Origin of the sequence: Kitasatospora sp. NPDC092286, from assembly GCF_044755565.1 — a bacterium.
In the GTDB taxonomy this organism is placed as follows: Bacteria; Actinomycetota; Actinomycetes; order Streptomycetales; family Streptomycetaceae; genus Kitasatospora.
The window spans coordinates 527323-542313 of record NZ_JBIVRD010000001.1; the positions used below are offsets into that span (position 1 = coordinate 527323).

Genomic DNA, 14991 nt, shown 5'->3' on the forward strand with positions numbered 1-14991 from the left:
GCGCGGGCGCCGACTCCGGGAATCACCCGGACAGCATGGTTGAACTTTGAACGAAACTGCCCTAGGCTGAAGCCAACAAGTTGAAGCCTAAACAAATGGCTTCGAACCCGAGGAGGAGCCATGGGCCTTTTCAACCGCACCAAGAACACCGCCACCACCGTCACCGCCGTCAAGGCCCCCGCCGGCCCGGACCTCGGCCACCTCACCGGCGACTGGGCGATCGACACCACGCACAGCGAGGTCGGCTTCTCGGTCCGGCACGCGATGGTCACCAACGTCAAGGGCCGCTTCACCGAGTACGACGGCAAGCTCCACCTGGACGGCACCACCCCGGGCAACTCCACCGCCGAGCTGGTGATCAAGGTCGCGAGCATCGACACCAACCAGACGCAGCGCGACGAGCACCTGCGCACCGGCGACTTCTTCGCCGCCGAGACCCACCCCGAGATCCGCTTCCGCAGCACCTCCGCCGAGCGGCTGCGCGGCGACTCGTACCGGCTGACCGGCGAGCTGACCATCAAGGGCACCACCCGCCCGATCGTCCTGGACCTGGACTACACCGGCAGCGCCACCGACGCCTACGGCGCCGAGCGGGTCGGCTTCGAGGGCACCGCCGTCCTGGACCGCACCGACTGGGGCCTGACCTACAACGCCGCGCTGGAGACCGGCGGCGTGCTGATCGGCGAGAAGGTGAAGCTCAGCTTCGACATCTCCGCCGTCAAGGCGGCCTGAACCGGCCGACCACGGCCACCGCACCGCTTCGCCTCCGCGGCGCTTCACCACCGCGCCGCCGCAACACGTACCCGCACGCCCCGCCCCTGCCGACCCCCGAACGGCAGGGGCGGGTTCGTCTCCGGCCTCAACAACGGCCGGGCGGCGGGCCATTCCGCCCGGGGCGGGAGACTTCCGATCGCTCAGGCCCGCGCCACCAGCCCGGCGTCGGCCGTCGGCAGCCAGCTGCCCGGCGGGCGATGCAACCAGCCTTCGCGGGAGCCGAGTTCGGCGGCCGCGGCGGCCAGTGCGGTCAGCCCGGGGTGACGCAGGTCGGGGCGGTGCACCAGGCTCACCAGGCTGAGCGGCACCGGCTCGACCAGCGGCACGTTCACCACACCGGGGATCAGCGGGCCGCCCGTGGTGGTCAGCATCGGATCGCCGTGCCGGGCGAGGTAGCGGGCGGTCTCGTCCACGCCGACCGGCGGGACGTACGGCGCGGCGGCCACCAGGCCGTGCTCGGCCAGCAGCCGGGCGCCGAGGTCCGCCCACTCCGTGGTGGCCGGATTGCCGGCGCAGACGTCCACCGGGTGACCGGCCAGCTCGGCGAGGCGCAGCACCGACCGGCCGGCCAGCGGGTGGCCGACCGCCATCATCACCGAGATCGGCTCCAACCGAACCGGCACCTGGGCGAGTTGGGAACGCAGACCGGTCGACAGGCCGGCGAATCGGCCGAACGAGACATCCAGCCGGTGCGCCAGCAGCTCGCCGGCGGCCGCCGCGAGTCCGCCGAGGAAGCGCGCCAGGATCTCACCCTCCGGCCAGGCGGCCCGGGCCCGTTCGAGCACCCGGCAGGCCGTCAGGTCCGGTCCGGTGACGTCGCTGTTGAGGTCCAGCAGCAGCGGACGGTGCGCGGCGTCCGTGACGATCTCGTCGTGCAGGGCCAGCAGCCGGCGCGCCTTCGGCAGCAGCCGCAGCCCCGCCGGGGTGAGCTCGACGCTGCGGGTGGTCCGGGTGAAGAGCGCGTCGCCGAGCAGCCGCTCCAGCGCGCGGATGTCCCGGCTGAGCGCCTGCTGGGCGACGTGCAGCCGCTCGGCGGCCCGGCCGAAGTGCAGCGTCTCGGCGGTCGCGACGAAGCCTCGGAGCAGGCGGGGGTGCAGGTCACGGGGCATGGCGGCAGATTAACAACAGGGTGTTGTGAGTCCGGCGAAACAGGTGTTGGACGGGCGCCGGTCCGCCCCGCGAAGCTGAGGGCTCCCCCGGAAACCCCCGCCGCCGGGACCTCTCTGCCCTGGAGCCCCATGCCCGCGCGCGCCCCCGCCCTGTTCGCCTCCTACCGACGCCTGTTCGCCGCCCCCGGCACCGCCGCCTTCACCCTGGCCGGGCTCCTCGGCCGACTCGCGATGTCGATGACCGGCGTCTCGCTGGTGGTCCTGCTCGCCGAACGGCGCGGGTCCTACGCGCTGGCGGGCACCGTCGCGGCGGCCGGACTGGTCACCGGGGCGATCGGCATGCCGCTGCTCGGCCGGCTGGTGGACCGGTACGGGCAGGCGCGGGTCGCCGTCCCGGCGACGCTGTACAACGCCGTCCCGTTCGCCGGCCTGCTGCTCTGCGTCCGGCTCGGGGCTCCCGACTGGACGCTGTACGCCTGCTGGGCGGCGTGCGCGGCGGCGCCGAACCTGGGTGGCATGGCGCGGGCCCGCTGGGCGCAGCTGTACCGGGACGACCCGGCGGCCCGGCACCTGGCCAACTCCTTCGAGCAGGCGCTGGACGAACTCTGCTTCATGGCCGGGCCGGTGCTCGCGATGACGCTCAGCACCACGCTGGCCCCGGAGGCCGGGATGGTCACCGCCGGTGTGCTCGGCACCACCGGCGCCCTGCTCTTCGCGGCCCAGCGGCGGACCGAACCGCCGGTCGCGGAGCGCCCGTCGCGCGAACGCCACGGCTCACCGCTGCGGGTGCCCGGCCTGCGGGTGCTGCTGCTGACCTTCCTCGCCACCGGCATGGTCTTCGGCTCGATGGAGATCACCACCGTGGCGTACGCCGACGCGCTCGGCCACAAGCCGGTGGCGGGCGGGCTGCTGGCACTGGTCGCGGCCGGCTCGTGCGCGGCGGGGCTGGCCTTCGGACTGCTGCGGCCGCGCCGGGCACCGGGCGTCCGTTTCCTGCTGGGCACCGGGGCGATGGCCGGTCTGCTGCTCCTGCCGCTGGCCGCCGGGCTGGGTGGGGCCGGGCTCGGCACGCTCGGGGTCGCGCTGTTCGCGGCCGGGACGGGCACCGCGCCGACCATGGTGACCGGCATGACGCTGGTCCAGGAGCTGCTGCCGCGGCGGAGGCTGAACGAGGGCATGGCGGTGGCGGTGTCCGGCATCGTGGTCGGCATCTCGGCCGGTGCGGCCCTCGCCGGGGCGGTCGCCGAGCACGCCGCCCCCGGCACCGGCTACTGGCTGCCCGCCGGCGCCGCCGCCCTCGCCCTGCTGATCGCGCTGTCCGGCCGCCGCCACCTGCGGGGCCCGGACCGGCCGCCTGCCGCCGGGAACGCGGCCGGGAACCCGGCTGGGAACGCGGCCGGAAATTCCGAACGGACTGTCGGTACTGCGGGCTAGCGTCGGGGCATGGAAGCGACGACCATCCGTTACGTCCGCGGCGATGCCACCGCGCCCCAGGCCAAGGGCGTGAAGATGATCGCGCACGTCTGCAACGACCTCGGCGGCTGGGGCAAGGGGTTCGTGCTGGCGCTGTCCCGGCGCTGGCCGGAGCCGGAGGCCGCGTTCCGGCGCTGGCACCGGGAGCGCGCGGGCAACGACTTCGGGCTGGGTGCCGTCCAGCTGGTGCGGGTCGAACCGTACGTCTGGGTGGCGAACATGGTCGGCCAGCGCGGCATCCGGACGGCCCGGTCGACGGGCGTGCCGGTCCGGTACGAGGCGATCGACACCGCGCTGACGGCGCTGGCCGGGCAGGCGCTGGCGCTCGGCGCGTCCGTCCACATGCCGCGGATCGGCTGCGGTCTGGCGGGCGGGCGCTGGGAGCGGGTCGAGCCGCTGGTGACGGCCCGGCTGGTGGATCGGGGGGTGCCGGTGACGGTCTACGACCACGACTGACCGGCGGCCGGTCTCAGCCGGCGGCCGGCCAGGTGTACTCGTACTCCGGCAGCACATGGCCACCGGGGAAGACGCCCTCCCGCTGCGCCGTCCGGCGACCACCCTCGCGTTCGTAGAAGGCGACCGCCCGGGTGTTGGCACACAGGACCTCCAGGTAGAGGTCGGCGCCGGGGTGCCGCCGCGCGACGTGCGCGCGCGCCGTGTCCAGCAGGGCGCGGCCGATGCCGCCGCCGGTGCGGCCGGGCCGGACGTGCAGGTTGTCGAGCAGCACGCGGCCGTCCGGCTGCGGGACGAGATAGGCGAACCCGACGGCGGCACCGGCCTGTTCGGCGATCAGCAGCTCCGGGGTGTTGGCCGGTTCGCCGTAGTCGACGGCCAGCCGCAGCGACCAGACCTCGTGCCGCTCGGCGGGCAGCCCGTCGCCGAGCGCCTCCTCCGGGACGATGCCGGTGTACGCGGTACGCCAGCTGAGGCTGTGCAACTCGGCGACGGTCCCGGCATCGTGCGCGGTGCCCCGCCGGATCGTGGTGGCCGAGGCCGGGGAGCCCGTGGCGGCCGTCGCCCCGACGGCCGGAGTCGTCGTGGCGCGGTCATCGGATGCGGTCATGTGACGAGCCTCCCACACACCCCGGGTTGAACATGTTCAACGCTTACCTCTACAGTCGTGCCATGCTTTTGAACGCGTTCGAAATAAGCGGGGGCGAGGCGACGGCACCGGATGCGGAGGGGGCATCCGGTGCCGTACGCCACGACACCGGCTGGAACTGAGCGATCCGGCTAGGCTCGGATCCGTGGACGACCTGGCAGCGACGAACGGTACGGGCAGCACGAGCGCCGCGAACGGTACGCGTGGTGCGGACGGGACGCAGGTAGAGGCACCGGCGGCGCCCCCGGCGGCACCGCCCGCCGAATCGCGTGGCAGCCGTGCCCAGCCGAAGACCGACAAGAGCGAGCAGACCCGGGCGCTGATCCTGGAGACCGCCATGCGGCTCTTCCAGGAGCGCGGCTACGACAGGACCACCATGCGCGCCATCGCCGCCGAGGCCGGTGTCTCGGTCGGCAACGCCTACTACTACTTCTCGTCGAAGGAATTCCTCATCCAGGGGTTCTACGACCGGATGACGTACGAGCACGCCGCCGACGCCCGCCGACGGCTGGCCGGCACCAAGGACTTCACGGAGCGTCTGGAGATCGCCGTGAGCTCCTGGCTCGACTGCGCGGCGCCGTACCACGAGTTCGCCGCCCAGTTCTTCCGCACGGCGGCCGACCCGAACAGCGCGCTGAGCCCGTTCTCCAACGAGTCCCACCCGGCCAGGGCCACCGCCGTGGAGCTGTTCCGCGAGGTGCTGACCGGGTCGGAACTCGCCCCCAAGCTGGACGCCGAACTGGCCGAGCTGCTGCCCGACCTGCTCTGGCTCAACCTGATGATCGTCGTCCTCTACTGGGTCTTCGACCGCACCCCGGACACCGAGCGCACCCGCGAGTACGTCCGCCGCTCGACCCCGATGGTCGCCCGGATCATCAACCTCTCGCGCTACCGGGTGTTCCGCCCGATCGTCCGCGACGCCAAGGGCCTGATCCAGGACTTCATCCTCCCCACCATCGGGAAGACGGCCGCCAAGTAGGCCCGGAGCCACCATCAGGCGCCCGCTCCCGGAAAGGCGCCCGCTCCCGACGGGACCGGAGGGGGGAGCGGGATCCGGGCCACCGGGCCGGTCATGCCGACGGCCGGCCCGCCCGGCCGTCGGCGGTTGCCCGCACGACGGCCGCGGCGGACCGGCCGAAGCCCACCAGGGGTGCGCCGCTCAGAAATTGTCCGGGTTCCAGGCGGCCAGTGGGGTACGCAGCAGGAGGTCCGCGGCGGCGGCCGCGCCCGGGCGCAGCTCGGTGACCAGGCCCGCGGCGGCCAGCCTCGGGGCGGTCTCGCCGCCCAGGTAGAGCGAGCCGAGCGCGGAGGCGTCCAGCGCGAGGTCCGCCTCGTCGGAGGTGCGGGTGCAGCGGCCGGTGCCGTCGGCGGCGACCTCGATGGCCCAGCGCCCGGCCGTATAGCCGTCCCGGTCCTCGACCTCCAGCACGACCCGGCCCGGCGCGCCGTAGGTACGGGCGTTGAAGGCGGCCTCGACGTCGAGCACCCGCAGCCAGGTGAAGTCGGCGTTGTCCACGTACGGGGTGGCGGCGCGCGGGTCGCTGAGCAGCAGCGGCAGCGGGTCGTCCACGCCGATGTTCTCCGCGACGACCTTGCGCACCCAGTCGACGGAGAGGACGAACCGCCACAGCTCGGCGGCGGCACCCCGGTCGAGGGCGAGGAAGTCGGCCACGGTGAGGGTGCAGTTCGGGTAGCTGCCGTCCCAGCTGTCGTCGACCCGGTAGACGACCAGGCCGGTGGCGGTGCCCTCGGCGTTCCGGTGGACGGCGGCGAAGGGCTCCTTCCAGTCGAAGCCGGGCACCTTGGTCTCGCCGGTCGTGCGCTTCCACCAGATGTCGTCACGGGCGATCGCGCCGGGCTGGGTGAGCCGCCAGCGGTCGTGCAGTTCGGGGCCGACCTTGCGCAGCTCCTCCATGCCGACGAAGTCGATCCGCCCGCCGGGGACGGTGGGCAGGCCCTCGCGCAGGCCGCGGGTGCGCAGCAGGTCGATGTTCCAGCCGTGGCCGCGGGTGGCCGGGCCGAAGCCGAACCGGCCGTAGATGTTGTACTCGGCCGCGATCAGGATGGCGACCGCCGAGCCGCGCTCGCGGGCCGCCGCCAGGTCGTGCGACATCATCCGGCTGAGCAGACCGCGCCGGCGATGGGTGGCGGACACGGTGACGGCGGTGACGGCGTCCGCCTGGACGGTGGCCCCGCCGGGAACGGTCAGCTCGACGTCGAAACTCCGGAACGTGGCGACGTGCCGGCCGTCGTCCACGGCCGCGAGCACCCGCCCCGGCTCGTACTGCAGCCGCCGGAAGTCGGCCGCGCTCTCCACGTGCGAGCGCAGGAACCCCAGGGCGAGCGCCCGGTCCCACGCGGCGATCTCGTCCTCGGCGATCGCACGGATCTCGACGCCGCCCACGGTGTCGACGGTCTCCTTCAGCCGGCCACGGCCCGGGTCACGGGACTCGCCGTTCACTTCGTTGCCCATTGAGCCACCGTACGACCGGCCCGCGACGGCGGCATCTCATTTATTTCGGCACGGACCACCGGCCGCCACCACCGGAGATGACGCACCGCCACCTGGCGGCCGGAGGCCCGGCCCGCTACGGGCGGGCGTAGAAGTCCGGGGTGCCCATGATCCAGAGGCTGGCCTGCTTGACCGCCCGGCCGGGGCGGGGTGCCTCGATCATCTGGTCGTCGCCGATGTAGAGGCCGACGTGGTGGATGTCGGCGGCGCGGCCGGTGTCGGTCCAGAAGACGAGGTCGCCGGGGCGGAGCTGGGAGTAGCCGACCCGGCTGCTCTGGGCGTACTGGTCGGCGGCGAAGTGGTTGAGCTGCTTGCCGCCCTGGCGCCAGGCCATCATGGTCAGCCCGGAGCAGTCGTAGCCGCCGGGGCCCTCGCCGCCCCAGATGTAGGGCAGCCCGATCTTGGAGCGGGCGAAGGCGACGGCGGCGGACGCGGCCTCGGCGGACCACGGCCGGACGTCCGGGGACGGGGCGGCCTCCGGGAGCGGGGCCGCCTTGGAGGCTTTCACGTCCGCTGCTGCGGCGGCCGCGGCCGCGACGGCGACCTGCTCCGCGGCGGCCTCTTCGGCGGCGGCCTGCTCGGCGGCCGCGCGGGCGGCGGCCTCGGCCTCACGGGCGGCGATGACCTCCAGGGCCTCGCGCCGCTGCCGCTCCAGCTCGACCGTGGTGTTCCGGGTGGCGGCCAGTTCGGCGAGCAGCTGCTCGCGGCGCTGTCCGATGGCGCCGACCTCGGTCTGCTGGTCGGCCAGCCGGGCCTCGGCGCGTTCCCTGGCGGCGCCGACCTCGGCGGCGGCCTGCCCGGCGGCCTCGGCGGCGGCGCGGGCGGCGGCCGAGGCGCGGGCGGCGGAGGCGGCCGTGGAGGTCGCGGCGTCCAGGATCTGCCGGGTGCGGTCGCTGGCGACGCCGACCACCGCGGCGCGGTCCCCGGCCTCGCGCGGGCCGTGCGCGCCGAACAGGGCGTTGAGGGCGGAGAGCTCGGCGCCGGCGCCCTGGCGATACGTTTCGGCGGCCAGCTGGGCGGCGTCCTCGACGGCGGCGGCCCGCTCGGCCTCGGCGGCGGCGGCCCGCCCGGCGGCGGCGGCCTCCTCGGCGCGGGCTCTGGTGAGCGCGAGCTGTGCGCCGTTGTAGGCCTCGACGGCCTGTTCCGCGACCCGGCCGGCCCGTTCCAGCGCCGTCCTGGCGGCGGTGAGGCCGGCTTCGATGGTGCCGACCGAGTCGGCCCGGCGGTCGGCCTCGGCGCGGGAGCGGTCGATGTCCTCGGTGGACGGGTACGCCTCGTCGGCGTGGGCGCCGGCCGGGGCCGGCTCCGGGTCCGCCGGTGCCGCCGCCGCGGCGGGGAGCAGCCCCAGGAGGGCCGCGAGGGAGAACAGGAGGGTCGGCAGGAGCCTGCGCGCCACGGGACATCCTTCTCACTGGTCGGACGCCGCGCCGCCACCGGCCCCGACGGATCGAGCGGGACGAACGGGACGAACGGGACGAGCGGGGGTCCGACGGGGCTGACGAGATCTGATCGGGTCTGACAAGGCCTGACAGGGTCTGAGCGGGTCTGAGCGGGCCCGGGAGACCGGCGATCCCCCGAAGAACATCTCATCGCGTGACAGGCCCATCACTCTTCGCATTATTCTCAGACCGCTCGGTCCGCCCCCACCAGCCCTGCGCCGCCGGGCGGGTGACCGACCGACGGATCCGACTGAACGTCAACTTCGGCCGGGAGCACCGGGTGGACGGCCTACCGGTGGATCCGGGGGGTGTGCGTCCGCAGCCGGGGGTGGCGGTCGGGCCGGGGCTCCAGACCGGTCGGACGCAGCGCGTAGGTGCGGTTGCGGCCGGCCCGGACCGTCCGGCGGCGCTGCTCCGCCCGCCGCTGCTGGCCGAGTTCGTACGCGGATCGGGGGTCGGCCGGCGCGGCCTGCGGGTATCCCCCGGCCGGCGCGGCACCGGGCCCGGCGGCCGCCGCCGAGCGGCGGTCGGCGAGCCGGGCGGAGCGGCGGGCCAGCGAGCGGGCGGCGTGCGCGTCGAGGTGGGCGCTGGCCCGGGCGGCCATCCGCTCGGCCACCCGCTGGGCGGCGGGGTGGTGGGCCGGGACCTTGTCGGGGGCGCCGGCGATCAGGTCGAAGAGCCAGGTACGGGCCCGGTCGGCGCGCCCGTGCAGCAGTCGCTCGCGCCGGAGCGCACGCGCCCGGCGGCGGGGGCGCGTGGCGTAGCGCCAGCGTGCCCAGGGGCTGCTGGGGCGGGCCAGCCGGATCGCGCCGATCCAGGAGAGGCCGGGCACCATGATGCCGAGCAGCCCCGTCCACATCTTGCCCTTGAGCAGGGTGACCACCGAGACCAGCGCGTTCACCGAGATCACCGCGACCAGGCCCCACCTGGTCTCCTGGCTCGGCACCACACCGAGCGGCACGTACCCGGTGAGCAGCAGCGCGGTGAACAGGATGCCGAAGATCACCGCGTCCACCGACTTGCGGCCCTGCTCGCTCCAGTAGACGTCGTCCAGGTGCAGGATCAGCGCGAACTCGTCCAGCACCAGACCGCAACCGATGCCGAAGAGCAGCCCGAACAGGTCGATCCACGGGTGCCCGCCGTAGGTCGCGAACACCCCGACGCCGCCGACCAGCAGAAAGCCCAGACCGAACACCATGTGGTGGATGTGCAGGCCACCGGGGGTGACGTTGCCCGGCCACCAGCGCACCTGGGCCCGGATCATCCGCACGCTGACCCGGATGAAGACGAACGAGGTGATGAACCCGACCAGCAGCAGGAACAGCGGTTGCTTGTGCGCCGCGACGATGTGCGCGCGGTAGCCGTCCAGCAGTGTGGTCATGGGTCTTACCTTCGTTCCTGGTACTGCGTCCTGCCTGCCGCGACATGACCCGGGGGCCAACAGCGGTCCAACGCGCGGTCAGAAGCCCCGAGTGCGCTTGGCCGCCCGCCGTGGGACGGCCGGGTACAGCGACGGGCGCTCGGCGCCGCCCGGGAGCTTCATGAAGAGGCGGGCGACCTCGCCACCGAGGTTCACGCCGATCGCCAGCGCCATCGCGATCGCGGCGGCGCGGCTGACCGAGACCAGCCCGGCGCTGGCGTGGCCCTGGGCGAAGGAGAGCATGCCGAGGTAGAGCGCCGAACCGGGCATCAGCGGGCCGATCGCGGCGGTCACGTAGGGCAGCGCGGAGCCGTAGCGGTAACGGGCCATCAGCTGGCCGAAGAGGCCGACCAGGCCGGCCGCCACCCCGGTGGCGACGATCGGGGAGAGCCCCGCGTTGTAGGCCAGCACGCCGTAGCTGGCCCAGCCGATGCCGCTGTTCAGGGTGACCAGGGCGAGCGAGCGGCGGTCGGTCTGGAGCAGCATCGCGAAGGCGAGCGTCAGCACCAGCGCGGCGATCATCTGGACCGGCGGGTAGTTGACGCCGACCAGGCTCTCGTCCGGTTTGAGCTTCGCCTCGAAGCCGACGCCGAGGTAGAGGATCAGCATCACGCCGATGACGATGCCCGCGACCAGGTAGATCACTTCGAGCAGCCGGGCGGCGGCGGTGATGTAGAAGCCGGTCAGGCCGTCCTGGACGGCGGCGACCAGGGCCCGCCCGGGCAGCAGGGCGAAGAGCCCGCCGGTGATCACGACCGAGCCGCGCAGGCCCCAGTCGTTGAGCGACAGGATGATGCCGGAGGCGGCGGCGGGCATCGCGGCCAGCACGAACTGGTAGAACTCCGGCAGTCCGCGCCGGGCGACCAGCGAGGCCAGCCGGTCGCCGAGGACGGCGGCGATGAAGGCGCTGGCGAAGACCAGCCAGGCCTTGTCGTCGGCCCGCCCGCCGACCAGGAAGGTCGCCGCGCCGGCCAGCAGGCCGGAGTTCAGCGAGAGCAGCCAGGCCGGGTACGGGTGCCGGTTGCGGCGGATCAGGGCGAGGCGGCGGTACGCGTCGTTGACGGTGACCTTCTCCGCGGTGATGTCGGCGACCAGCTCGTACACGGCGTTGAGCCGGATGTAGTCGGAGGTGCGGCGGCGCACCACCCGGTCCGCGGTGACCGGGGGCTCGACCAGCGAGGGCTGGTGGGAGATGCCGATCAGGGTGAAGGTGACCTGCGGCTCGCAGCGGTCCAGCCGGTAGGCGTGGGCGATGCCGAGCATGGCCGCCTCGACGTCCTCGGCGGCCTCGCCGCTGGCCAGCAGCAGCTCGCCGATACGCAGCGTCAGGTCGAGGATGCGCGGCACGTTCCGGGCGGCGGAGGGGTGCAGTTCGCGGGGCGTCCGCTCGAAGGCCGGGCGCTCGGACATCGGGGTGCGCAGCAGGGTGCGCATCCGGTCCGGCCAGGGCGCCTCGCCGGGGGCGCCGGCCCGCAGGGTGGGGACGGCGATCCCGGTGGGTGGCGTGTAGCCGGCGGCCCGCCACTCCTCGGGGGTGAGGGTGTCCTCGGCGACCGAGCGCCGGCGGGGGCCGGTGGTGCCGGCCCCGGCGGCGGGCACGGGTGCGGGCTCCGCCTCGGCCTCGGGCGTGGGCTCCGGGGTCAGCAGCCCCTTGGTGGGCGGGGCCGGCGGGGCGAGCGGGATCACCGTGGCGGGCTCGACGGCCGGAGCCGGGTGGCCGAGCAGGCCCTCGGTGGGCGGCGCGTCGGAGGGGTGGACCGGCCGGACCGGCGGTGTCTGCCGCGCCTGCCGTGCCTGGCGTGCCGCCCTGCCGCCCCTGGCCCGCTTGCCTGCGCCCGGCCGGCCCCGCTTAGGCACTTCCCGCTCCTTGCCGCCCCTGGTGGCGCCGGGCCACCCGGGCCGCCGTTCGATCTCCGCTTACACCTTGCCTGATCGAACTGCAGGACGCACATGTACGTCCCGGCGGGCGGCGGGGCGTACGGGCGCCTACCCGGCGCGGTGGCGGTCAGTGGAGGCCGTGCCGGAGCGGCGGGCGCGCAGCAGTTCGATGGCCACCGGGACCACCGAGAGCAGCACGATGCCGATCAGGATCGCCTCGATGTTGTCCCGGACGAAGGGGATCCGGCCGAGGAAGTAGCCGAGCACGGTGACGCCGCCGCCCCAGAGCACGCCGCCGACGAGGTTGAAGACGACGAAGGTGCGGTAGTTCATCCTGCTCACCCCGGCGACGATCGGGGTGAAGGTCCGCACGATCGGCACGAAGCGGGCCAGCACGATCGCCTTCGGCCCGTGCCGGTCGAAGAAGGCGGCCGCCTTCTCCACGTTCTCCTGCTTGAACAGCCGGGAGTCGGCGCGCCGGAACAGGCTCGGTCCGACCTTGCGGCCGAAGAGGTAGCCGACCTGGTCCCCGGCCACGGCGGCGGCCACGATCAGCGCGCAGACCAGCCAGAGCGGCTGGTGCAGGTAGGTGCCGCCGGCCACCAGGAGACCGGTGGTGAAGAGCAGGGAGTCACCGGGGAGGAAGAAGCCGATCAGCAGACCGGACTCGGCGAAGACGATGGCCAGGATGCCGAGCAGCCCGAAGGTGGAGATCAGGCTGGTCGGATCGAGCCAGGACGGGCCGAGGGCGAGGCTGGTCACAGGGCAGGCACTCCTGAGGTCGGGTCTTGGCAATGAAACAGTAAAGCACTGACCAAGAATCCTTGACTCAAGAGGGCCTGCGGGCGGTTCCCGTACCCGGTACCGGCGGGCCGCCGGTACCGGGTACGGGTGCGCCTCAGAGCCCGTAGCGCTCGACGATCTCCTCGTGGCGGCCGGTGTCCGCGCCCGCCGCCCTGGCCAGGTCGAGCCAGGAGAGCGGGTGCGGCCAGGAGCCGGTGAGCCGGTGGAGCAGGGCGTCGGCCTCGGCGGCCTGCGCGGTGGGCGGCACCGCGACGGCGGCGTAGATGCCGGGCAGCGACCCGTCGTCGTCCGCCGGGTCGGTGATGCTGTAGTGATCCCCGCTGTACGCCCACACCGCGTAGCCGGCCTGCCGCAGCTCCTCGCGGAGTTCGGCCCAGGCCTCGTCGCCGGGCCAGCCGCCGTCGATCCAGTAGGTGGTGTAGCCGGCCGGGTCGAGCAGCGTCAGCAGCTGGAACACCGGGCGCCAGCGCTCCTTCTCCTCTTCCGGGGCGTCGTCGGCGGGCGGCCGCTCCAGCAGGGCCGGGGCGAAGACCACCACGTCGCCGTGGTTGAACGTCAGGTCGTCGCCGAGCACCGGCAGGAGGCGGGCGGTGGCCGGGCCGGTGCGGACGGCCGGGAGGTCGGCGGTGGAGCCGTCGGTCCGCGGGGCCCGGACGGTGACCAGCTGCCACTCCTCGTCCACCGGGCCCTCGGGCTCGTCGAACTCGATGCCGATCAGGGCGCCGGTGGAACGGACGGCCGTCCAGTCCCGGTTGACGGTGGCCGCGGTGATCAGGTGCCAGAGGTCGGGCTCCTGGACGGTACGGTGCCGCTCCTCCGGCGGGGTGCCCTCGGCCGGCAGCGCGTGCTCCAGGATCTCCTGGTACAGCCGCTGCGCCGTCCCGTGGTCGCCGAGCTCGGTCGCCGCGGCGGCGGCCAGCCGGCGGGTGTTGATCCGGTCCGGGTGCGTGGCCAGGATCGCCTCGCACTGCTCCAGCACCTCGGCCCAGCGGCCCTCGGCGGCGGCCCAGCGGGCGCGGATCCAGTGCCCGTCGCCCGGGCTGGTCAGCGCCAGCCGGTCGGCCAGCCGGCGGACGCCCTCGCCGTCCCCGGCCTCGACCAGGGTGGCGCCGAGCATGCCGGTCAGCTCCTCGTTCTCCGGGTCGGCGTCGAGCCGCGCCCAGAGCAGGTCGGCGGCGGCCCGGGCGTGGCCGAGACCGCCCAGCACCGCGGCCAGGTTGATCGCCAGTGTGGTGGCGCCGGCCTGCTCACCCCGGTACCGGTCCAGGGCGACGGAGAGCAGGTCGGCGCCGGTCTCGTAGGGCACGCCCGCCTCGGCGAGGTGTGCCGCGAGCTCGGCCGGCGGGACGGGCAGCTCGGGTACCGGCAGCGCCTCGGCGGCGGCCCGCAGCGCGGCGACCTCCTCGGCGACGCCCTCCGTGCGGCGCAGCCGGGTGAGCTTGCGCTCGCCGGTGGCGGCCAGGGTGAGCGCGACCGTCCGGGCGCCGCGCCGCACGGCCAGCCGCCCGGCGGCCAGCAGCAGGTCCACGCAGGGCCGGTGCGAGCCGGTGCCGTCGAGGTAGGCGACCCAGCCGGCCACGGCGGCGCCGAGTTCGGCGTCGTTCTCCCAGGCGCCGGCCTCGACCAGCAGCTCGACGGTCCTGGTCCAGGCCGACCGCAGGTCGGCGTGGCGCTCGGCGTCCGCGAGGGAGGGCAGCAGGGCGAGCGCCTCCTCGGTGCGGCCGAGGGAGGCCAGCGCGCGGGCCCGCAGCAGGGCGCCCCAGCGCCGGTCGCTGTCGTCGATCCCGCGGCCGCGGGCACGCTCGGCCTGCTCGGCGGTGTCCAGCAGGGCCAGCACGTCCTCGTGCCGGCCGAGCAGGTGCAGCGTGCCGGCCCGGGCGTGGTGGAAGTGCAGGGAGAGCCGCTGGCCGGCCGCCTGCATCCGGGTGGCGGCGCTGTCGAGGTGGCTGAGCGCCTCGGCCGGGCGGCCGTCGTCCTCCAGGGCGTCGGAGTACTCCCGGGAGAGGCAGTCGAAGCAGGCCCGGGCGGGCTCGATCCGCTCCAGCGTCTCGCCGAGCACGGCGAGCCGCTCGGGCACGTAGCCGGGGCCGTCGACCCGGGCGTGGCAGATCGCGAAGTCCTGCACCACACAGACCGACTGCGGGCAGCCGGCCGTCTCCTCGCGGTGCGCGAACTCCAGCAGGTCCACCGCCTCGGGCAGGGCCTGCTCGCCCTGGTGGCGCTTGTTCAGCAGGTTCTGCATCCGCCAGTGCCGCAGGTAGACCTCGACCCAGGGCAGGCCGAGTGCCCGGGCGGCCGCGACGGCCTCCGGGTAGACGGCGTCGAGCTGCTCGTTGCGCCCCTCGTTGGCATGGCCGGGGAGCTCGTAGATGGCGTCGGCCAGCCGCCGGTGGCCGGCCTCGGCCAGCTGCTGGTGGGTGTCGTGGACCCAGGCCCAGATGTCGGTGCTCATACCGCTTCCGTCTCCCCCTGCGGGTGGT

12 protein-coding genes are annotated in these 14991 nt (G+C 74.4%); 4 read left to right on the forward strand and 8 right to left on the reverse strand.

Features of this window, described 5'->3' with window-relative positions; translation table 11 throughout:
• The first annotated feature begins 120 nt into the window (after window positions 1-120).
• The gene (locus ACIQIB_RS02510; protein WP_363612459.1) at window positions 121-732 is read left to right on the forward strand and encodes a YceI family protein; all 612 of its coding nucleotides are present in this window, start codon (window positions 121-123) and stop codon (window positions 730-732) included.
• A 182-nt stretch (window positions 733-914) separates the two neighbouring features.
• Here ACIQIB_RS02510 and ACIQIB_RS02515 read toward each other — a convergent pair whose 3' ends face one another.
• Window positions 915-1883 carry a LysR family transcriptional regulator gene (locus ACIQIB_RS02515; protein WP_400659957.1) on the reverse strand — a complete coding sequence of 323 codons (969 nt, stop codon included), beginning with the start codon at window positions 1881-1883 and terminating at the stop codon, window positions 915-917.
• A gap of 129 nt (window positions 1884-2012) precedes the next feature.
• Here ACIQIB_RS02515 and ACIQIB_RS02520 point away from each other — a divergent pair, with 129 nt between their 5' ends.
• Together ACIQIB_RS02520 and ACIQIB_RS02525 are read left to right on the forward strand one after the other, a co-directional pair.
• Window positions 2013-3317, forward strand: coding sequence for an MFS transporter (locus tag ACIQIB_RS02520; RefSeq protein ID WP_400659954.1), 1305 nt, complete (start codon window positions 2013-2015; stop codon window positions 3315-3317).
• A 9-nt stretch (window positions 3318-3326) separates the two neighbouring features.
• A complete protein-coding gene (locus ACIQIB_RS02525; protein WP_400756279.1) occupies window positions 3327-3812 on the forward strand; it encodes a macro domain-containing protein in 486 nt (161 codons plus the stop codon).
• A gap of 13 nt (window positions 3813-3825) precedes the next feature.
• Here ACIQIB_RS02525 and ACIQIB_RS02530 read toward each other — a convergent pair whose 3' ends face one another.
• Window positions 3826-4419 (reverse strand): GNAT family N-acetyltransferase, encoded by a 594-nt coding sequence (locus tag ACIQIB_RS02530; protein WP_363612451.1) that lies wholly within the window; start codon window positions 4417-4419, stop codon window positions 3826-3828.
• Window positions 4420-4603: 184 nt separating this feature from the next.
• Between ACIQIB_RS02530 and ACIQIB_RS02535 the strand changes: the two genes are divergently transcribed.
• The gene (locus ACIQIB_RS02535) at window positions 4604-5437 is read left to right on the forward strand and encodes a TetR family transcriptional regulator (RefSeq protein ID WP_400659950.1); all 834 of its coding nucleotides are present in this window, start codon (window positions 4604-4606) and stop codon (window positions 5435-5437) included.
• A 180-nt stretch (window positions 5438-5617) separates the two neighbouring features.
• On the opposite strand, the gene ACIQIB_RS02540 is transcribed toward ACIQIB_RS02535, so the two are convergent.
• The 6 genes from ACIQIB_RS02540 to ACIQIB_RS02565 form a co-directional block, all read right to left on the reverse strand.
• A complete protein-coding gene (locus tag ACIQIB_RS02540) occupies window positions 5618-6931 on the reverse strand; it encodes a GNAT family N-acetyltransferase (protein WP_400756280.1) in 1314 nt (437 codons plus the stop codon).
• A gap of 115 nt (window positions 6932-7046) precedes the next feature.
• Window positions 7047-8366 (reverse strand): C40 family peptidase, encoded by a 1320-nt coding sequence (locus ACIQIB_RS02545; protein WP_400756282.1) that lies wholly within the window; start codon window positions 8364-8366, stop codon window positions 7047-7049.
• A gap of 332 nt (window positions 8367-8698) precedes the next feature.
• Window positions 8699-9790, reverse strand: coding sequence for a hypothetical protein (locus tag ACIQIB_RS02550; protein ID WP_363612445.1), 1092 nt, complete (start codon window positions 9788-9790; stop codon window positions 8699-8701).
• A gap of 78 nt (window positions 9791-9868) precedes the next feature.
• Complete coding sequence (locus ACIQIB_RS02555) at window positions 9869-11686, reverse strand: threonine/serine exporter family protein (protein WP_363612443.1); 1818 nt, start codon at window positions 11684-11686, stop codon at window positions 9869-9871.
• A gap of 129 nt (window positions 11687-11815) precedes the next feature.
• Window positions 11816-12469, reverse strand: coding sequence for a DedA family protein (locus ACIQIB_RS02560; RefSeq protein WP_400756283.1), 654 nt, complete (start codon window positions 12467-12469; stop codon window positions 11816-11818).
• Between the two features lie 136 nt (window positions 12470-12605).
• On the reverse strand, window positions 12606-14963 hold the full coding sequence (locus ACIQIB_RS02565) for a hypothetical protein (protein WP_400659937.1): 2358 nt from the start codon (window positions 14961-14963) through the stop codon (window positions 12606-12608).
• Window positions 14964-14991: the final 28 nt, after the last annotated feature.

Excerpts from the sequence above, each read along its gene's own strand:
- ACIQIB_RS02510 (WP_363612459.1), top strand. The coding sequence starts at position 121 with ATGGGCCTTTTCAACCGCACCAAGAACACCGCCACCACCGTCACCGCC.
- ACIQIB_RS02515 (WP_400659957.1), bottom strand. The coding sequence starts at position 1,883 with ATGCCCCGTGACCTGCACCCCCGCCTGCTCCGAGGCTTCGTCGCGACC.
- ACIQIB_RS02520 (WP_400659954.1), top strand. The coding sequence starts at position 2,013 with ATGCCCGCGCGCGCCCCCGCCCTGTTCGCCTCCTACCGACGCCTGTTC.
- ACIQIB_RS02525 (WP_400756279.1), top strand. The coding sequence starts at position 3,327 with ATGGAAGCGACGACCATCCGTTACGTCCGCGGCGATGCCACCGCGCCC.
- ACIQIB_RS02530 (WP_363612451.1), bottom strand. The coding sequence starts at position 4,419 with ATGACCGCATCCGATGACCGCGCCACGACGACTCCGGCCGTCGGGGCG.
- ACIQIB_RS02540 (WP_400756280.1), bottom strand. The coding sequence starts at position 6,931 with ATGGGCAACGAAGTGAACGGCGAGTCCCGTGACCCGGGCCGTGGCCGG.
- ACIQIB_RS02550 (WP_363612445.1), bottom strand. The coding sequence starts at position 9,790 with ATGACCACACTGCTGGACGGCTACCGCGCGCACATCGTCGCGGCGCAC.
- ACIQIB_RS02565 (WP_400659937.1), bottom strand. The coding sequence starts at position 14,963 with ATGAGCACCGACATCTGGGCCTGGGTCCACGACACCCACCAGCAGCTG.